General features: G+C 72.2%; 17 protein-coding genes and 1 riboswitch. Of the genes, 7 read left to right on the top strand and 10 right to left on the bottom strand.

The window, feature by feature from the left end; genetic code table 11:
• Nucleotides 1–36 precede the first annotated feature (36 nt).
• The 4 genes from ACFWZH_RS04935 to ACFWZH_RS04920 form a co-directional block, all read right to left on the bottom strand.
• Nucleotides 37–1,230 (bottom strand): S8 family serine peptidase, encoded by a 1,194-nt coding sequence (locus tag ACFWZH_RS04935; RefSeq protein ID WP_384425457.1) that lies wholly within the window; start codon nt 1,228–1,230, stop codon nt 37–39.
• A gap of 114 nt (nt 1,231–1,344) precedes the next feature.
• Nucleotides 1,345–2,748 (bottom strand): hypothetical protein, encoded by a 1,404-nt coding sequence (locus tag ACFWZH_RS04930; RefSeq protein ID WP_384425455.1) that lies wholly within the window; start codon nt 2,746–2,748, stop codon nt 1,345–1,347.
• A 55-nt stretch (nt 2,749–2,803) separates the two neighbouring features.
• A complete protein-coding gene (locus ACFWZH_RS04925) occupies nt 2,804–3,115 on the bottom strand; it encodes a hypothetical protein (RefSeq protein WP_384425453.1) in 312 nt (103 codons plus the stop codon).
• 214 nt (nt 3,116–3,329) lie between these two features.
• The gene (locus ACFWZH_RS04920; RefSeq protein WP_384425450.1) at nt 3,330–4,619 is read right to left on the bottom strand and encodes a metallophosphoesterase; all 1,290 of its coding nucleotides are present in this window, start codon (nt 4,617–4,619) and stop codon (nt 3,330–3,332) included.
• A 202-nt stretch (nt 4,620–4,821) separates the two neighbouring features.
• Here ACFWZH_RS04920 and ACFWZH_RS04915 point away from each other — a divergent pair, with 202 nt between their 5' ends.
• The 3 genes from ACFWZH_RS04915 (at nt 4,822) to ACFWZH_RS04905 (ending at nt 7,649) form a co-directional block, all read left to right on the top strand.
• Entirely contained in the window at nt 4,822–5,337 is a 516-nt protein-coding gene (locus ACFWZH_RS04915) for a Pycsar system effector family protein (RefSeq protein ID WP_384425448.1), read from the top strand.
• 81 nt (nt 5,338–5,418) lie between these two features.
• Nucleotides 5,419–5,679, top strand: a complete 261-nt coding sequence (locus ACFWZH_RS04910) for an SCO4848 family membrane protein (protein WP_384425446.1) — start codon at nt 5,419–5,421, stop codon at nt 5,677–5,679.
• A 593-nt stretch (nt 5,680–6,272) separates the two neighbouring features.
• A complete protein-coding gene (locus tag ACFWZH_RS04905; protein ID WP_384425444.1) occupies nt 6,273–7,649 on the top strand; it encodes a D-alanyl-D-alanine carboxypeptidase family protein in 1,377 nt (458 codons plus the stop codon).
• Nucleotides 7,650–7,688: 39 nt separating this feature from the next.
• Here the strand turns inward: ACFWZH_RS04905 and ACFWZH_RS04900 are convergent, their stop codons facing one another.
• The 4 genes from ACFWZH_RS04900 to glyA all read right to left on the bottom strand — a co-directional run bounded on the left by ACFWZH_RS04900 (nt 7,689) and on the right by glyA (nt 11,921).
• Nucleotides 7,689–8,639, bottom strand: a complete 951-nt coding sequence (locus ACFWZH_RS04900) for a YihY/virulence factor BrkB family protein (protein WP_384425441.1) — start codon at nt 8,637–8,639, stop codon at nt 7,689–7,691.
• Nucleotides 8,640–8,699: 60 nt separating this feature from the next.
• Nucleotides 8,700–9,284, bottom strand: coding sequence for a 2'-5' RNA ligase family protein (locus tag ACFWZH_RS04895; protein WP_384425439.1), 585 nt, complete (start codon nt 9,282–9,284; stop codon nt 8,700–8,702).
• 184 nt (nt 9,285–9,468) lie between these two features.
• Nucleotides 9,469–10,479 carry a tryptophan--tRNA ligase gene (gene trpS / locus ACFWZH_RS04890; RefSeq protein ID WP_384425662.1) on the bottom strand — a complete coding sequence of 337 codons (1,011 nt, stop codon included), beginning with the start codon at nt 10,477–10,479 and terminating at the stop codon, nt 9,469–9,471.
• Between the two features lie 170 nt (nt 10,480–10,649).
• Complete coding sequence (glyA, locus tag ACFWZH_RS04885; RefSeq protein ID WP_384425437.1) at nt 10,650–11,921, bottom strand: serine hydroxymethyltransferase; 1,272 nt, start codon at nt 11,919–11,921, stop codon at nt 10,650–10,652.
• A gap of 39 nt (nt 11,922–11,960) precedes the next feature.
• A riboswitch (ZMP/ZTP riboswitch) is annotated at nt 11,961–12,051 on the bottom strand.
• Between the two features lie 234 nt (nt 12,052–12,285).
• Here glyA and rocD point away from each other — a divergent pair.
• A complete protein-coding gene (gene rocD, locus ACFWZH_RS04880) occupies nt 12,286–13,491 on the top strand; it encodes an ornithine--oxo-acid transaminase (protein ID WP_384425434.1) in 1,206 nt (401 codons plus the stop codon).
• A gap of 111 nt (nt 13,492–13,602) precedes the next feature.
• Here the strand turns inward: rocD and ACFWZH_RS04875 are convergent, their stop codons facing one another.
• Nucleotides 13,603–14,793, bottom strand: coding sequence for a glutathionylspermidine synthase family protein (locus ACFWZH_RS04875; protein WP_384425432.1), 1,191 nt, complete (start codon nt 14,791–14,793; stop codon nt 13,603–13,605).
• Nucleotides 14,794–14,809: 16 nt separating this feature from the next.
• Complete coding sequence (locus ACFWZH_RS04870) at nt 14,810–15,229, bottom strand: hypothetical protein (protein ID WP_384425429.1); 420 nt, start codon at nt 15,227–15,229, stop codon at nt 14,810–14,812.
• 355 nt (nt 15,230–15,584) lie between these two features.
• Between ACFWZH_RS04870 and ACFWZH_RS04865 the strand changes: the two genes are divergently transcribed.
• From ACFWZH_RS04865 to ACFWZH_RS04855, 3 genes are read left to right on the top strand one after another with little or no spacing between them, the layout of a single operon-like run.
• Nucleotides 15,585–16,121 (top strand): VOC family protein, encoded by a 537-nt coding sequence (locus ACFWZH_RS04865; RefSeq protein ID WP_384425427.1) that lies wholly within the window; start codon nt 15,585–15,587, stop codon nt 16,119–16,121.
• Entirely contained in the window at nt 16,114–16,917 is an 804-nt protein-coding gene (locus ACFWZH_RS04860) for a MerR family transcriptional regulator (protein WP_384425425.1), read from the top strand. The genes ACFWZH_RS04865 and ACFWZH_RS04860 overlap by 8 nt, the downstream gene beginning before the upstream one ends.
• Before the next feature lie 54 nt (nt 16,918–16,971).
• The gene (locus tag ACFWZH_RS04855; RefSeq protein ID WP_384425423.1) at nt 16,972–17,511 is read left to right on the top strand and encodes a GNAT family N-acetyltransferase; all 540 of its coding nucleotides are present in this window, start codon (nt 16,972–16,974) and stop codon (nt 17,509–17,511) included.
• Nucleotides 17,512–17,552: the final 41 nt, after the last annotated feature.

Here is a 17,552-nt window from a genome sequence, read left to right as displayed (position 1 = left end):
CGGGGCCGCAGCCGCAGGACCGGATTCCGGGGTGGCTCAGCCCCAGGACTGACCGCCGGAGCCGCCGCGGCGGCGAACGGCGAACACCACGCCGATGACGATGCCGGCGACGACCAGGGCACCGAGGGCGATGCCGCCGATGAGCATCACCTGGTCCTTGCCGCTCGCGGGCGGGTCGGGGTCGGCGCCCTTGTCGGCGCCGGGGACGACGCCCTTCTGCGGCGCCTTGCCCTGCGGCATCGGCAGCGGGCCCTGCGCGGGGCCGGCCGCGATGTCACGCCGGAGGGCGGGGCCGGGCTGGATGAAGCCGTAGCCGTAGTGGGTGTCCGGCAGCTTGAGGTGCTTGTCCTTCTCGGCCTGGGCCAGGCCCGCGGTCTTCACCAGGCGGTTGGCGATCTGGCCGGGGGTGAGGTCGGGGAACTTCTGCTTGAGGAGGGCGGCGGCGGCGGAGACGTAGGCGGTGGCCGCGGAGCTGCCGTCGGCGGTGCGGTAGTCCGCGTCGCTCTTGCCCATGGCCACCGGGATCTTCACACCGGGGGCGAGCAGGTCGAGGGTGGAGTTGGCGTTGTTGTCGTCGTCCGCCTCGCCGAACTGGTCGACCGCTCCGACGCCGATCGCGCCGGGGCAGGCCGCCGGGTAGTTCTTCTTCGGCAGCCCGTCGTTGCCGACACCGGCCACCACCACGACGCCCTTCTCCAGCGCGTAGTGGATGGCCGCGCAGTCGTCGGTGCCCGGGGTGCTCTCGACGTACGACATATTGATCACGTCGGCGCCGTGCTCCACGGCCCAGCGCGTGGCCAGCCCGGAGTTCTTGAACTCGGGGACGGGGAGGATCTTGGCGTCGGGCGCCAGCCCCTTCACGCCTTCGGAGCCACCGGCGCCGTGGCCGTGGCCGGCGATGATGCCGGCCATCGCGGTCCCGTGGTCGCGGACGTCCGCCTTCGGCCCGAGGTGCTTGGCGTTCTCCTCCTGGGTGGCCTTGCCCCAGTCCGGCCCGGGCAGGAACTGCCCGGTCAGGTCCTGGTGCGTGGTACGGAAACCGCTGTCGAGGACGGCCACCGTCACGCCCTTGCCGGTGGCCTCCTGCCACAACTGCCGGGCCCCGAACGCCTCCAGCGGCCACAGATCCTTGCGCACCTGGTCCGCGGATGCGGTTCCACCCGCGGCCAGCAGCAGCGCCCCGGTCAGCGCAGCCCCCGCCGTCGCGCGCAGTGTTCGGGTGACCCTCATCCTTCACTCCTTCTTGCTGTGCTGCCCGGGCGGCATTGTTCCGTCCGAGAAATGGCCCCGCACTCCTGAGTGCGGGGCCATGACTCATCGGCCGCATGCGACGCTATCGTCCGCCTACTCGATGACGCGAGGGGCCACATTACGCTTCGAGGCCCAGGTCTCCTCGTCCTCGACGAGGTAGTCGGGGCGCTGCCCGGTGGTGCGCTCCTTGTCGCCCTTCTTGTCCTTGCCCTTGGCACCGGCGGCGCCCGCCTGCATGCCGCCGCGGCTGCGGTGCAGCCCGGAGCCGCCCTGCTTCGCGCCGCCGGCCGGGCCGCCGGGCTTGCCGATCAGACCGCCGCGGGTACGCGCCTGCGGACCGCGTCCGGCCGCGCCCTTGGCACCGCCCGTCTTACCGGCCGCGCCCGGCGCACCCGGCATACCGCCGCCGCGCATCCCGCCGGCGCCCGTGCCGCCACGGGGCGCACCGATCACACCGGACGGAACCATGCCGCCGGGGAAGCCGCCCGAACCGCCGGACACACCGTGCGAGCCGCCGGTCGATCCGCCGCCGGGACCGCCTCCGCCGACCGTCGGCGGGGCCAGGGTGCCGCCCTGGACGCTGTCGAGTCCGGTGTTCACCGGCACTTCCGGCCGGCTGATCTTCGGGCCGTCGAACCCTTCCGGAACGGCACCGCCGCCCGCCCCGTTGAGCCTGTTCGGCTGCTGCGCCGACGACGGCTTGGGGTGCGTGCCGCCGACCACCGGCATGTTCACCGGGGACGGCGTGGGCCGGGAGGAGGGCTCCTTGGGCCAGTCGCCGACGGGGCCGCCCGGATCGACGCCGTCGTGGAGGACTCCTGCGTGGCCGTCGTAGTTGGCGGCCAGCTCGTCCATCACGATGACCGCCTCGACCTGGCGCTCCTTGGTCAGGGACAGGCTGTCCCTGTTGAGCTCCAGCGCCATGCGGGTGTCCATCTTGGGATTGGCCATGTCCCGCTTGAACTGGCTGTCGTCGCCGCTGTCGTCGGTCGCCCGGTCCACGACACCCGGGTCGTGGATCTTCGACATGGCCTTCTTGGCCTCGCGGAGGTTGTGGGCGACGCCGAGTTCGGGGCCCGCGGTGCGGGTGCCGATCAGCGTGCGCTCGACGACCCGGGCATGGCCGTAGGTCCGGTCGATCTTCTCCAGGACCTTGCCGGCCTCCTTGCGGAACGCCTTGGCCGCCGAGCCCTCCCAGTGCGCGGTGGCGTGGTCGACGGCGTCCATGAAGGCCTTGCGGATGCCGCCGTCGCCGTCCTGGCCCGCGAGCCGGTCGGCGGAGGCGCGCCAGTGGTTGCCGGAGGTCTCGATCGCGTCGGGGTTGGCGTTCTCGATCATCGCGCGGAGCGCGTCGAGGCCGTGGTGGTGGAAGTCGGAAGGAGACCGGCGCGTGGGGGTGTGCCCCTTGAACGACTTCAGCCGCTCGTCCCGCTCGTGCTCCTTGCGCTGCCGCTCCATCGCCTTGGCGCTTTCCATCTCCTGCTTGGCGTCAACCACGCAGGCCCCCCTTCGTCTCCATCTCCGCCTCTCGTGCGTGCATCGCCCCGGCCCGTCAGCCGTTCATCGAGGTCTTGGCGGCGTGCTCCTGGTCCTCGTACGCGCCCCGGCTGGCCTCGGTCTTCTCGCCGAACTTGTGGATGAGGTCCTGGAGCGCGTTGATGACCTGCGACATGTACTCCTGCATGTCGTCGTGGGCGCCGGCGAGGTCGTTCGCCTCGAGGAAGTTGATCCCGAACGCCGACTTCGGGATCGTGGTGCTGTACTTCACCTTCTGGCTGGGCTCGTCCATGTCGGCTCGCAGGCGCCGGAGCTGGCGCACGACGCCGTCCAGTTCGTCGAGGTCGACCTTGAACCGCTCGCTCATTACCGCTCTCCCCGTTTCCCCGCGTGCCCCGCTCGCCCCCTCGCACCGCCTGTGAATCCGCCACGCTAAGGGCAACATAAAGTCAATAAATACTAGGGAGTCGGCTCCCTCGATCGCAAGATCGAAAGTCAGGATCTGTCCGATTTAGTGCGGGATCACACCACAGTTTGTCGACGGGTTGTTACCTGGGCGGCGCAACCCCTGCACAGGCCGATCACGCCCGCAGAGAAGCCAGTTCGACCACCGTCACGTCCGGCGGCGCGCCCACCCGTACGGGCGGCCCCCAGGCGCCCGCGCCGCGCGTGACGTAGAGCTGGGTGTCGCCGTAGCGCTCCAGGCCGGCGACGGTGGGGTTGGCGGCCGCGGCGACGTAGGTGAAGGGCCACATCTGGCCGCCGTGGGTGTGGCCGGAGAGTTGCAGGTCCACGCCGTGGCGGACGGTGTCGTGGATGGTGACCGGCTGGTGGGCCAGCAGGACGACGGCCCGGGCGGGGTCGCGGTCGCCCAGGGCCAGTTCGTAGTCCGGGCCCGCGTGCTCGCTCGCGCCGGCCAGGTCGTTGACGCCCGCGAGGTCGAACCAGGGCAGCCCGGTGCGCGCGTTCTCCAGCGGGTGGATCCCCAACTCCCTTACGTGCTCGACCCATGGGGCGGCACCCGAGTAGTACTCGTGGTTGCCGGTGACGAAGTACGCGCCGTGCCGGGAGCGCAGCTCGCGCAGCGGTTCCGCGGCCGGGGCGAGGTCGGCGACGCTGCCGTCGACCAGGTCGCCGACGATGGCCACCAGGTCGGGGCCGGTCCGGTTGATCGTCTCGACGACGCGCCGGGTGTGGGCGCGGCCGAGGGTCGGCCCGAGGTGGATGTCGCTGACCACCGCGATACGGAAACCGTGTGCGGCGCGCGGCAGTTTGGCCAGCGGAACGGTGACCCGCTTGACGGACGGGCCGCGCAGCGTCGTCGCGGTGCCGTACCCGACGGCGGCCGTGGCGGCCAGGGACGCGCCGGCCGCGACCGCCCGTGCGAGGAACAGCCGCCGGGGCGGCACGGCGGGCGGCGGCAGCGCGGGCGTTCCGGGCGGGAGGAGGGTGGGGGCCGGGGAGGGGGCCGCCGCGGCGGCAGGCGGGTCGGCGGGCGCCTGCCGCGCCGGGACGGCGGCCGACGCGGCCGCGGGGGCCTCCCGCCCGCCGTCTTCCCGCGTCCGGGACGTCCTCGGCCACACCGCCCGTACGGTCTCCCCCACCAGCAGTCCCAGCGTCAGGTAGACCACCAGCGCCAGCCAGAGGTATCCGGGCCAGGCGAGCGCCTGTTGGACGGCGAAGGGCAGGCCGACGCGTCCGGAGAACAGTGCGGCGAGGGCGGTCAGCGGCAGCGCGCACAGGGCGACGGTGCCCGCACGGCGCGGCCGGCCGCCCGGTGCGGTGGTATCGCGGACGAGCCGGCACCACAGGTACCGGTGCACGCCGAAGAACAGCCCGAGAACCGGGACCACGATCAGGGCGAAGATCACGGCGCCTCCCCTGGCAGTTGCGTGCTCTCCCAGCGCAGCACGCTATAGCCCCGCCCGTACGGGACGGCCGGGGGCACGCGGACCGGCCCGGCCCGGCGAGGCGGGAATCGGGCAACTCGCGGAAACCGCACGGCCGTCGGCGGCATCCTGGGTACCGCACGCGACCGCACGGCACTCCCGGGATCCCGGAGGCGACGCACTGATGGCGACCACGACACCCGACCCGCGGCACGGCGGCACCCGGGACGGCTCGGACGGCGGAGCACCCGGCGCCGCGCCTCCGGACGGGCAGGACCGGATCGTGGCGACCATGAGTGCGCTGCAGGCGGACCTGGCCCGCTCCGAGGGCAAGGCGAGCCTGCTGCTGGCCCTGTCCGGGGCGGCACTGGTCGCGCTGGTCTCGGCGGCCGGCAGCCTGCGCCTGACGGTGCCCACCGCCGTGGCCGGGGCGCTCGGCACCGCCGCGCTGCTGGCCGCGACCGTGCTGCTGCTGCTCGCCGTCCGCCCGGACCTCGGGGGCAGCGGTTGGACGAGCTGGTCCCGGCTGAGCGTCGGGCAGCTGCGCGAGCGGCTGGCGGCCGGCTATCCGGTGGACCATCTGAGGTTCATGGCCGCGCTCGCCGCCCGGAAGTTCCGGCTGATCCGGGCGGCGGTGGACTGCCTGCTCGCCGGGGTCGGCCTGCTGGCGCTGGCGGCCGTGCTGATGCGGACGACCTGACCGGCCGCCCCCGCCGCCGGGCACGGGGCCACCGGCCGGATACTGGCAGGACAGGCTCCCCCGCAGCTAAGGAAGCACCCCATGAAGCTCAGCCGCCCCGTCTCCTGGTTCCTCCTCGCCTTCGGCGCCTGGTCGTGGGTGGTCTGGGTGACGTTCGTCAAGAACCTGCTCAAGGACGCCAGCGGACTGGCCTTCGACCACGGCGACCCCACCGCGTACTTCTGGGTCCACCTCGCCCTGGCCATCACGTCGTTCCTGCTGGGCACCGCCATCGGCGTGATCGGGTTCCGGGGCCTGCGCGCACTGCGCCGGGAGTCGGCGGGGACGGCGACGAAGAGCTGACCGTGCGGGCCCCGCTCCGGCAGGACCGGGGCCGGCGCCCCCCTTCCGTGCGGGGCGGTGCCGCCGTACCGTCGAGACATGGCCCGTAGGCCCGCAGGGGATTCCCTGCGGTAGTCATCCGCCCCGGCTGCGCGACCGTCCAGGTCTCCGCGGCCGGGGCGGTGGCTTGTGTGCCGTTCCTGCGCGCGCGTGGCCCCACCGGGCACCGGACTCTCCTTCAGCCGTCGCGCACCCCGCCGGCGTTCATGAGCGAGGTCACCCGCTCATGAGTGATTTCACATGCCGGACCCCCTGCTTTGGGATCCCCACGGGTCCGACCGACGTCTTTGAACCCGTGGACTACGTCGACGTGCTCGCCGCCGGGCGGTGACACGTGCGGTGTCATGCGCTCCGACCTGCTCTTTCGTCCAGTCCCTGCGGTGATGGCCAGTTATGCGTGAAAGGTGACCCAGATGAACCAGCTCCACACCCCGAAGGCGAGCGGGAACCAGGACACGGGGCGGGAGGGCTTCACGAGTTCCGGCAGGGGCAGCGGCTCCATCCGGCGGTCCGCAGGGGCACTCTTCCGTGGGGTGCTGTCGGCATCGCGGGCAATGGGGGGTACGTTCAGCGACGTGCCGACGACCTTCCGTGCTTCCCCGGCTTCCCTGGACCCGATCACGCCGACCGCCTCCGCCGCGCCGAGCACCGCCGGCGCGGCCGGTGGCACCGGGCGTGCGGCGCGTAACGGCCTTCCCGTACGCACCGTCGCCGCACTGGCCGCCTCCGGGCTGCTGGCCACCCCGCTGCTGGCCGGCACCGCCTACGCCGATCCCAAGGCGCCCGCCCCACCGGCGAAGATGTCGCAGGTGGGCGGGGAACGGCTGGGCATGCCCGGCGTCCAGGTGCAGCTCAAGCCCGGTGCGCCCAAGCTGCCGGGGCCGGACGCGCTGACCGCCCGCTCGTGGATCGTCTCCGACGCCGAGTCGGGCAAGGTGCTGGCCGCCAAGAACCCGCACTGGCGACTGGCGCCGGCCAGCACGCTGAAGATGCTGTTCGCGGACACGGTGCTGCCGAAGTTCCCCAAGGACCGGAAGTACACCGTCAAGCCCGCCGACCTGGAGGGCATGGGCGTGGGCAGCAGCCTGGTCGGGATAAAGGAGAACCTGAGCTACACGGTCCACGACCTGTGGCTCGGGGTCTTCCTGCGCTCCGGCAACGACGCGGTGCACACCCTCTCGGCGATGAACGGCGGAACGGAGGCGACCGTCATGCAGATGCAGAAGCACGCCAAGGAACTGAACGCCAACGACACCCATGTGGTGACACCGGACGGATACGACGCGCCGGGGCAGGTCTCCAGCGCCTACGACCTGAGCCTGTTCGCCCGGTCGGGCCTGACGAACGCCGACTTCCGCGAGTACTGCTCGACGGCGTTCGCCCAGTTCCCCGGGGACAAGGGCAAGGACGGCAAGCGGGCGACGTTCGGCATCCAGAACACCAACCGGCTGCTCAGCGGCGATTACGACATGAAGCCGTACCCGGGCATCGCGGGGGTGAAGAACGGCTCGACCACCAACGCCGGATCGACCTTCACCGGCGTGGCCCAACGGGGCGAGCGCAAGCTGCTGGTGACGGTCATGAACCCGGCGAAGAAGGAACACAACGAGGCCTACAAGGAGGCCGCCAAGCTGCTCGACTGGGGCTTCGCCGCGGCCGACAAGGTCGAGCCGGTCGGCCGGCTCGTCGGGCCGAGGAGCCAGGACGACGGCACCGGCGCGGTGGGCGCCAAGGGCAAGGGCGCACACGAGACCACCCAGGCCGAGCTGAACGGCACCGCCGGCGGGGGCGGCGCCTGGACCGCGATCGCGGTCACCGGTGCGGTGATGGCCCTGGTCGGCGTCGTGGCGCTGGCCGTGCACCGCCGCCGCCCGCTGCCGGAGCTGGTACGGAGCCGCGGTCGCGAGCGGGGGCGGCGCTCGGAGCGCTGATCCGGACCCGGCCGGGGCCGGGGCGGGAACGGCGCCGCGTCATGCGCTCCCCCGCCCCGCCGCCCCGTCCGGCCCCTCGCCCGCCTCGTCGCCCCGCCGGCCCCGCTCCTCGTCGTCCGCCCCGTCGTTCTCCGCGTCGCCCTTCTCCCCGGCCGTGGCGGTCCAAGAGGCGCAGTACACCAGCAACTTGGCGGTGAGGTTGATCCACAGCAGCAGGGCGATCGGGGTGCCGAAGGCGCCGTACACGCTGCGTGCGGCGACGCCCCGCAGGTAGCCGCTCAGCAGCAGCTTCAGCAGCTCGAAGCCGATGGCGCCCATGAAGCTCGCGACCACGACGACCCGGCGCCGGGGGCGGACGCCGGGCAGCTCGGTCAGGACGTAGGCGAGCAGCACGAAGTCGGCGAGGACGGCGATGCAGAAGCCGGCGGTCTTGAGCAGGACGGCGCCGAGCCCGTCCTCGGGCAGGCCGATCGCCTCGGCCGCCCGGTCGACCGCCGCGGTCGCGAAGACGGAGCAGCCCAGCGAGAGCACGGCGACCCCGCCGAGCCCCAGCAGCACGCCGCCGTCCCGGAGCTTGCCGAGGAAGAAGTTGGTGTCCTCGTCGCCCTTCTCCCATACGGCGCGCAGGCAGTCACGCAGCGACTCGACCCAGCCCAGGCCGGTCAGCAGCAGCGCGGCGCCGGCGACCAGACCGACGGTGGCGGCGTTGTCGACCAGCGTGGCCAGGTCGAGCCGGTCCGAGATGCCGGGGACCTGTTCGGCGAGCTTGGCCTGCAGCGTGTGCAGCCGGCCGTCGCCGAGCAGCGCGGCGCCGATCGCGGCGGCGACGGTGAGCAGCGGGAAGAGGGCGATGAAGCTGGTGAAGGTGATCGCGGCGGCGAGCCGGGTCCAGTGCACCCGCAGCATGCGTTCGTAGGCGTGCCAGAGGTGGGTGGTCATCAGCCGGCGGACGGCCGGTCCGATCACCGGAAGCCTGCTCAACCACTCCATGGCGTTCCCCTCGTCGCGCTCCGAGAGATCGAAACTACGCCACGTAGCGGAGTGGGTCGCTCAGCAGGACGGCGCGGGCGGGCGGGAGAGGTCCACCGCCTGGCGCGGGACACCGCCCGCCTGCGGGCCGAAGGGGTACTCCCGCTCCAGGCGCCACACCGCGTCCGCGCCCTGCTCGTACAGGGCGAAGCCGCCGATCGTCCAGGTCGCGGAGAAGTCCCCGAGCTCGCTCTGGGCGCGGTCCATGGCGTCCTCGGCGATGCCGTGGGCGACGGTGACATGCGGGTGGTAGGGGAACTGCAGCTCGCGGGCGCAGGGGCCGGAGGCGGCGCGGACCCGGGCCTGCAGGGCGGTGCAGCCCGCCTCGCCCTCGGCGACCTTGACGAAGACGACCGGGGAGAGCGGGCGGAAGGTGCCGGTGCCTTCCAGGCGGAGCGGGAAGGGGCGGAAGGCGGCCGCGACCGCGGCGAGGTGGCGTTCGATGCCGGGCAGCGCCTCGGCGTGCACCTCGGTCGGCGGCAGGAGGGTGATGTGTGTGGGGATGCCGTGCGCGGCGGGGTCCCCGAAGCCCTCGCGCTTCCGCTGAAGGAAGCTGCCGTACGGCTCCGGGACCGCGATCGAAACGCCCAGCGTTACGGTCCCCACTGCGTTCTCCCTCCTGACGTGTGTGCGGCACGCTCGCGCACCCTCATAGTGTGCCGGGTGCGCGCCCTTCGCGGGGAGCGTCCCCGGCCCTGTGACAAACAGGGCCACGGGCCCCCGCGGGTGGGGGCCCAGGGCTCTGTGCGGCCCGTCCGGCGGGTTCGTGCGGCCGCGCGGACGGGTCCCGTCAGTGCTTGGCCGGCAGGAATCCGAGCCGGTCATAGGTGGTGGCGAGGGTCTCGGCGGCGACCGCGCGGGCCTTCTCCGCACCCTTGGCCAGGATCGAGTCCAGCGTCTCGGGGTCGTCCAGATATTCCTGCGTACGGTCCCGGAACGGTGTGACGAATTCGACCATCACCTCGGCGAGATCGGTCTTGAGGGCGCCGTACATCTTGCCCTCGTACTTCTGCTCCAGCTCCGGGATCGAGGTGCCCGTGAGGGAGGAGTAGATCGTCAGGAGGTTGGAGACGCCCGGCTTGTTCTCGGTGTCGTAGCGGATCACGGTGTCGGTGTCCGTGACCGCGCTCTTGACCTTCTTCGCGGAGACCTTCGGCTCGTCGAGGAGGTTGATCAGGCCCTTGGCGCTGGAGGCCGACTTGCTCATCTTGGCCGACGGGTCCTGCAGGTCGTAGATCTTCGCCGTCTCCTTGAGGATGTACGGCGCCGGGATGGTGAAGGTGTCGCCGTAGCGGGCGTTGAAGCGCTCGGCGAGGTCGCGGGTCAGCTCGATGTGCTGGCGCTGGTCCTCGCCCACCGGGACCTGGTGGGCCTGGTAGAGGAGGATGTCGGCGATCTGCAGGATCGGGTACGTGAACAGGCCGACGGAGGTGCGGTCGGCGCCCTGCTTGGCGGCCTTGTCCTTGAACTGGGTCATCCGGGACGCCTCACCGAAGCCGGTCAGGCAGTTCATGACCCAGCCGAGCTGGGCGTGCTCGGGCACATGGCTCTGCACGAAGAGCGTGCAGCGCTCCGGGTCGAGCCCGGCGGCCAGCAGCTGGGCGGCGGCGATCCGGGTGTTCTGCCGCAGCTCCGCGGGGTCCTGCGGAACGGTGATCGCGTGCAGGTCGACGACCATGTAGAAGGCGTCGTGAGCCTCCTGCAGCGCCACCCACTGGCGGACGGCACCGAGGTAGTTGCCGAGGTGGAAGGAGCCGGCGGTGGGCTGGATGCCGGAGAGCACACGAGGCGGACGCTGCATGGCGGAGCCATTCCCCTTGGGGCGGTGGTGGGAGACGGGCGGGCGATCGAGAGCCATGGACCGATTGTCTCAGGTCCGCGGGTGCTCCCCGGCGCGTGGTCGGGGAGGGGACCGACGGCCCGCCGGACGGCCGTCGGTCGGGGACCGGACGGCCGTCGGTCGGGGAGTCGTCAGCTCGTCGCCAGCCCCGGCGCCGGATGGCCGGCCATCAGCTCCGCGACCTCCCCCCGGACCGCCGCCAGGGCCGCCTCGTCGTCCGCCTTCGCGGCCGTCACGCCCCGCTCGATCCACTCCGCGACCTGCGGCATCAGATCCGTGCCCAGCCCCCGCGAGGTCAGCGACGGCGTACCGATCCGGATGCCCGACGGGTCGAAGGGCTTGCGCGGGTCGAACGGGACGGTGTTGTAGTTGACGACGATCCCGGCCCGGTCCAGCGCCTTGGCGGCGACCTTGCCCGGCACGTCCTTGCCGGTCAGATCGATCAGCACCAGGTGGTTGTCGGTACCGCCGGAGACCAGGTCGAAACCGCGGGCCAGCAGCGCCTCGGCGAGCGCCTTGGCGTTGGCGACGACGGCGTGCGCGTAGTCCCGGAAGGCGGGCGCGGCGGCCTCGCGCAGGGCGACCGCGATGGCGGCGGTGGTGTGGTTGTGCGGGCCACCCTGGAGGCCGGGGAAGACGGCCTTGTCGACGGCCTTGGCGTGGCTCGCGCGGGACATCAGCATCGCGCCGCGCGGGCCGCGCAGGGTCTTGTGCGTCGTCGTGGAGATCACGTCGGCGTGGGGTACGGGCGACGGGTGGGCGCCGCCCGCGATCAGACCGGCGATATGGGCGATGTCCGCGACGAGTACCGCGCCGACCTCCCGCGCGATCTCGCCGAAGGCGGCGAAGTCGATGGTGCGGGGGACGGCCGTACCGCCACAGAAGATGATCTTCGGGCGCTCCTTGCGGGCGAGGTCGCGCACCTCGTCGAAGTCGATGAGCCCGCTGTCGGCGCGTACGCCGTACTGGACGCCGCGGAACCAGGTGCCGGTGGCCGAGACGCCCCAGCCGTGGGTGAGGTGGCCGCCCATCGGCAGCGCCATGCCCAGCACGGTGTCGCCGGGCTCGGCGAAGGCCAGGTACGCGGCGAGGTTGGCGGGCGAGCCGGAGTACGGCTGGACGTTGGCGTGTTCGACGCCGAAGACGGCCTTGGCGCGCTCGACGGCCAGCGTCTCGACGCGGTCGATGTTCTGCTGGCCTTCGTAGTAGCGACGGCCCGCGTACCCCTCGCTGTACTTGTTCTGCAGGACCGTGCCGGTGGCTTCCAGGACGGCGGCGGAGACGTAGTTCTCGCTGGGGATCAGCCGCAGGGTGTCGGCCTGGAGCCGCTCCTCGGCGCCTACGAGGGCGGCGAGTTCGGGATCGGCGGCGTGCAGCGCGGGATGGGGAAGGGACAGTGACATGGCGTCCTCCGGGGCGCTCGATCGGTGGTCCGGTCGGGTCCCGGGTGCCCAGGCGGGCGGCACCTCGTGATGGTGTCCTCGCACCGCTCCCTCGGGGTCGATTCCCCGTACGCCAGTCGCGGTGCGCACCGCCGAGTCTAGGGCCTGTCCGATGGGTCAGGGCCGGAAAGGCCCTGGGGGCGACCCGCCGGCCTCGGGGCGCCGACCCGCGCCTCTCCCCGGGGGCCCCGGACGCCCGCCCGCCTCGCCCCGGCGCCGGAACACCGAACCGCCGCAACGGCTTCCGAACAATCCACCCACGCGGCACTATAGAGGGGCATCTCGGTGCATATGCCCCGTACGGCCTACCGAAACGGAGTCACCGGTGACGTCCACGGAACGCGGCATCGCCGCCGCCGAAGCCCACAGCGCGCACAACTACCACCCGCTGCCCGTCGTCGTGGCCACCGCCGAGGGCGCCTGGATGACGGACGTGGAGGGCCGGCGCTATCTCGACATGCTCGCCGGGTACTCCGCGCTGAACTTCGGACACGGCAACCGTCGTCTGCTGGACGCCGCCAAGGCACAGCTGGAACGGGTCACGCTCACCTCGCGCGCCTTCCACCACGACCGGTTCGCGGACTTCTGCGCCGCGCTGGCCGAACTGTGCGGGATGGAGCTGGTGCTGCCGATGAACACCGGCGCCGAGGCGGTCGAGACGGCCGTCAAGACGGCCCGCAAGTGGGGCTACCAGGTCAAGGGCGTCCCGGACGGCCTGGCCAAGATCGTCGTCGCGGAGAACAACTTCCACGGCCGCACCACCACCATCGTCTCCTTCTCCACCGACCCCGAGGCCCGCGCCGGCTTCGGCCCGTACACCCCCGGCTTCGAGATCGTCCCCTACGGCGATCTGGCGGCCCTGGAGGCGGCCGTCGACGACCACACGGTCGCCGTCCTCCTGGAGCCGATCCAGGGCGAGGCGGGCGTGCTGGTGCCGCCGCCGGGCTACCTGGCGGGCGTGCGGGAGCTGACCCGCCGCCGCGGCGTGCTGTTCGTCGCCGACGAGATCCAGTCCGGGCTGGGCCGTACGGGCCGGACCTTCGCCTGCGAGCACGAGGGCGTGGTGCCCGACATGTACGTCCTGGGCAAGGCGCTGGGCGGCGGAGTGGTGCCGGTGTCGGCGGTGGTCTCCTCCCGCGAGGTGCTCGGGGTCTACGCGCCCGGCGAGCACGGCTCGACGTTCGGCGGCAACCCGCTCGCCTGCGCGGTGGCGCTGGAGGTCATCGCGATGCTGCGGACCGGCGAACTCCAGCAGCACGCCGCGGAGTTGGGCGAGCATCTGCACTCCGAGCTGGGGCTGCTGGTGGGCGACGGCACGGTGGACGCGGTACGCGGCCGCGGGCTGTGGGCGGGCGTGGACATCAACCCCGCGCACGGCACCGGGCGGGACGTCTCCGAGCAGCTGATGGCGCGGGGCGTACTGGTCAAGGACACCCACGGCGCGACGATCAGGATCGCCCCGCCGCTGGTGATCAGCAAGGAGGACCTGGACTGGGGGCTGGCCCGGCTGCGGGAGGTGCTGGAGGGGTAGCGCGGGCGCCGCGAGCACGCAGCGGGCGACCGGCGGGCCGAAGGCCCTGGCCGCTCGCTGCGCCATGTGGCGCCCGGCCACGCGGTGGCGCCGGGCGCACCGTGGCGCGCCTCAGCGGATCACATGCGGCACGAAGCGCGCGTACTCGTCCGTGACCGGTCCGGACGACTCGCGGATGCCCAGCCCCGCCGCCTCGTCCTCGACGACCCAGGCGCCGAGGACGACACGGTTGCCGGCGAAGTCCGGCAGCGGCGCCAGCTCCTGGTAGCAGCACGGGTCTTCGGGCCCGCGCAGCACCGGCGCGGCGCCCGGCTCGTGCAGCGTGACGCCGGCGCCCTCCCTGCCGAGCAGCGGCTTGGCCGCGTAGCCACGGGTCTGCGCCAGCTCGCGCGGCCCGTCGAGGTACGCGGGCAGCAGGTTCGGGTGTCCGGGGTAGAGCTCCCACAGGATCGCCAGCAGCGCCTTGTTGGAGAGCAGCATCTTCCAGGCGGGTTCGATCCAGAGGGTGGAGCCGGTGCCGCCGCCGTTGTCGAGGGTGTCCAGGACGTGCGGGCCGAAGTCGTCGGTGGCCAGCCACTCCCACGGGTAGAGCTTGAAGCACGCCCGCATGAAGCGCAGCCGCTGGTCGACGAAGCGGCCCGAGAGCCGGTCCCAGCCGATGTCCTCCATGGAGATGGCGACCGTCTCCAGGCCCGCCTGCTGCGCCGTCTCCTCCAGATACGCGACGGTCATCAGATCCTCGCCGAGCTCGTCGCTCGCGGAGTGCGCGAAGTGCAGCGGCGCACCGGGCGGCAGCAGCGGCGCCTGCCGCTTCCAGGCCGCCACCAGCCGCTCGTGCAGCGAGTTCCACTGGTCGGCGCCCGGGAAGCGCTCCTCCATCCAGAACCACTGCGGGCTGGCGGCCTCGACCAGCGAGGTCGGCGTATCGGCGTTGTACTCCAGCATCCTGGCCGGGCCGGTGCCGTCGTAGTGCAGATCGAACCGCCCGTAGAGGGACGGCAGTTCCTCGCGCCGGCGCCAGGACTCGGCGACCAGCTCCACCAGCCGGGGATCGACGATGCCCAGGTCGGCGAAGCGGCCCTGGTCGACGATGTGCGCGGCCGCGGCCAGACACATGCCGTGCAGCTCCTCGACGACCTCCTCCAGGGCCTCGACCTCGGGGAGGGTGAACTCGTAGTACGCGCTCTCGTCCCAGTACGGCCGCAGCGAGTCGTCCGGGTAGCGGGTGAGCGGGTAGATCAGCCCCTGCGCCTCGACGGTCTGCTGCCAGCCGGGGCGGGGCTCGATGGTGTGGCGTTCCATGCCGCGACCCGGCCGCTCAGCCGCCGAAGGAGCCGTGCCGGCCGCCGCCGCTGCCGTGCGACCCCGAGCAGCCGAAGCCGCCGCGGTTGACGGCCGAGCTCTTGCTGAAGGTGCCGTCGGCGGCGTACGTGCCGCCCTTGTTGCTCGGGTCGTAGTACCACTGGCCGTCGACGGGCTTCTTGCCCGCCCCGCCGCCTCGGCCGCTCGTGCCGTATCCGCCGCCGCTCGTGGTGCTGCCTCCGCTGGACGAGCCGCCGCCCGCGGAGCAGTTCTTGGAGTCGACGATGCGGTAGCCCTTGGCCATGTCGTAGCTGTTGCGGTCGACGCAGCGCTTGTCGGGCTCGGAGCCGCAGGACGTCAGGGCCGCGGCGAGCGCGCCCATGCCTCCCAGGATCACCGTGCTCGACCGCAGCCGCCGACGTGCCTTTTCGGCCATGTCTTCCCGCTTCCCCCGTGGACGTACTTCGGTCGTACATCGGACGTACATCGTTGTGACTCCGGCCAAGCCTAGAGACCGGCTCCCCTCGCCCCCGATACGCCCCCGTCCTGATTCCGACTGGTTCCGACTCGTCCCCCTGCGGTCGCCTCACGGCCCTCGGGAGGATCTGCCCCTTCCCGTCCGCTGTGTGCCACGGCTGTGCAACGGCACCGAACGGGGCGGGGCGGGGCGGGCGTCGGCCGGCCCCGGCCGGGGGCGGACGTCCCGGGCCGCGGCCGGGACCGGCAAGACCCGCGGCCCGCGCCGGAACCGACTTGACCCTCACGCTGCGGGAGGCTGGAGAGTCGGGTGCATGAGCGACTACTACAACGCGTTCGAGATGAGCCCCGTGCCCACCCCCGGCCCGGATGCGGTTCCGCCGGAGCCGTTCCGCGGCATCTACGGAATGCCCGCGTTCGTGACGATCCCCACGAGCGACTTCGCGGCGTCGATGGACTTCTGGGTTCGTGGGCTCGGGTTCTTCGAGCTGTTCAGCATCCCCGGCCAGGTGGTGCATCTGCGCCGGTGGGCCTTCCAGGACGTACTCCTCGTCCCGGCGGCGAGCGTTCCGGAGCAACCGCCGGCGATGAGCTTCAGTTTCGCGGGCGTGCTCAGCCAGGTCGATTCCCTCGTCGAGGCCTGTCGTGCGTTGCGCCCGGACTCGGTCGACGGTCCACGGGACACCCCCTGGAACACCCGCGACGTGACGGTGATCACCCCCGAGAACGCCCGGATCGTCTTCACCGCGGCGAAGCCCTTCGATCCGGCCAGTCAGGAGGCCCGGAACCTTGCAGCAGTCGGGATCACCCCACCGGACGTCGGTCGCGGCGACAATGCGGAACATGCCTGATACCACTGACGCCGATGGCCTGACCGTCGGTCAGGTCTCGACACGTCTGGGTGTGACGGTCCGCGCGCTGCACCACTGGGACGAGATCGGTCTGGCGCGACCGTCGCTGCGCACGGCCGCCGGATACCGGCTCTACACCACTGGAGATCTGGAACGCCTGCACCGCATCGTCGTCTACCGAGAGCTCGGACTCGGCCTGGACCGGATCCGGACCGTCTTGGACGACTCGACCGCGGACGTGCCCGGCGCACTGCGCGCGCAGCGCATCCAGGTAGCCGAGCGGATCGACCGCCTCCAGCGGCTCGGCGCCGGACTGGACCGGATGATCGACGCCCACGAGCGCGGCCTGCTGCTGACCGTCGAGCAGCAGGCCGCGGTCTTCGGCCCCCAGTGGGACCCGGACTGGGCCGCCCAGGCCCGTCAGCGCTACGGAGACACCACGCAATGGCGGCAGTACGCCGAACGCTCGGCCTCTCGCGGTCCGGAGGAATGGCAGGCCGTCGCCGACGCCAACGCCGCCCTCGACCGCGCCCTCGGGGAGGCGATGGACGCCGGCGTCACGCCTGGCAGCCCGGAAGCGAACCGACTCGTCGAGCGGCACCGCGAGGTCTTTGCCTCGTACTTTCCCCTCACCAGGCAGATGCAGGTCTGCCTCGGCCGCATGTACGAGGCCGATCCGGCGTTCGCCGCCCACTACGACGGCGTCCGCACCGGCCTCGCCACGTGGTTCCGTCGCCTCGTGGACGCCGACGCGCGTGCCCACGGCATCGACCCCGACACCGCGACCTGGCAGTAGAGCGCGGGACCGGCAATCCTGCGCCCGCGGGAGGAGCACACCTAGGCTGGCCGCATGACCGACAGCACCCCGGCGCCCGGACCGATATCCGACGAGCTGACGCTGCGCCGTCCCGCGGCGTCGGACCATCCGCGCATCCAGGAGGCCCTGGCCGACTGGTGGGGCGGCCTGGGCGGTGAAGCCGGCACGCTGCAACGCAAGTTGATGGTGCCGCGCCTCTTCCTGCAGCACTTCACCGACACCAGCTTCCTCGTCGAGCGCCCCGACGGCACCCTGCACGCCTTCCTGATCGGCTTCCTCTCCCAGACCGACCCGCACACGGCCTACATCCACTACGTCGGTGTGTGCCCCGACGGCAAGCGCAGCGGAATCGGCAGCGCGCTGTACGAGCGCTTCTTCACCCTCGCCCGGGAGGCAGGCCGCAGCCGGGTCCGCTGCATCACCAGCCCCAACAACCGCGACTCCATCGCGTACCACACCCGTATGGGCTTCCGACTGGAGCCGGGTGACCGGACCGACGACGACGGCGTACCGGTGCACACGGACTACGACGGTCCGGGACTGGACCGGGTGTCCTTCGTACGGGAGCTGTAGCCGCGCCGTAGGGGGAGTCGGAGCCGCGCCGTAAGCGCGTT

Origin of the sequence: Streptomyces sp. NPDC059008, assembly GCF_042749045.1 — a bacterium.
Lineage (GTDB): Bacteria > Actinomycetota > Actinomycetes > Streptomycetales > Streptomycetaceae > Streptomyces.
The sequence above is the reverse complement of the archived record's forward strand: the minus strand, read 5'-3'. Positions and strand labels throughout refer to the sequence as shown.

Bases quoted from the DNA above. Each gene is read 5' to 3' on its own strand.
- trpS (WP_384425662.1), bottom strand. From the start codon at position 10,479: ATGCAGCGTCCGCCTCGTGTGCTCTCCGGCATCCAGCCCACCGCCGGC.
- ACFWZH_RS04905 (WP_384425444.1), top strand. From the start codon at position 6,273: ATGGGGGGTACGTTCAGCGACGTGCCGACGACCTTCCGTGCTTCCCCG.
- ACFWZH_RS04935 (WP_384425457.1), bottom strand. From the start codon at position 1,230: ATGAGGGTCACCCGAACACTGCGCGCGACGGCGGGGGCTGCGCTGACC.
- ACFWZH_RS04860 (WP_384425425.1), top strand. From the start codon at position 16,114: ATGCCTGATACCACTGACGCCGATGGCCTGACCGTCGGTCAGGTCTCG.
- ACFWZH_RS04910 (WP_384425446.1), top strand. From the start codon at position 5,419: ATGAAGCTCAGCCGCCCCGTCTCCTGGTTCCTCCTCGCCTTCGGCGCC.
- ACFWZH_RS04870 (WP_384425429.1), bottom strand. From the start codon at position 15,229: ATGGCCGAAAAGGCACGTCGGCGGCTGCGGTCGAGCACGGTGATCCTG.
- ACFWZH_RS04915 (WP_384425448.1), top strand. From the start codon at position 4,822: ATGGCGACCACGACACCCGACCCGCGGCACGGCGGCACCCGGGACGGC.
- glyA (WP_384425437.1), bottom strand. From the start codon at position 11,921: ATGTCACTGTCCCTTCCCCATCCCGCGCTGCACGCCGCCGATCCCGAA.
- ACFWZH_RS04875 (WP_384425432.1), bottom strand. From the start codon at position 14,793: ATGGAACGCCACACCATCGAGCCCCGCCCCGGCTGGCAGCAGACCGTC.
- ACFWZH_RS04855 (WP_384425423.1), top strand. From the start codon at position 16,972: ATGACCGACAGCACCCCGGCGCCCGGACCGATATCCGACGAGCTGACG.
- ACFWZH_RS04865 (WP_384425427.1), top strand. From the start codon at position 15,585: ATGAGCGACTACTACAACGCGTTCGAGATGAGCCCCGTGCCCACCCCC.
- ACFWZH_RS04925 (WP_384425453.1), bottom strand. From the start codon at position 3,115: ATGAGCGAGCGGTTCAAGGTCGACCTCGACGAACTGGACGGCGTCGTG.
- ACFWZH_RS04900 (WP_384425441.1), bottom strand. From the start codon at position 8,639: ATGGAGTGGTTGAGCAGGCTTCCGGTGATCGGACCGGCCGTCCGCCGG.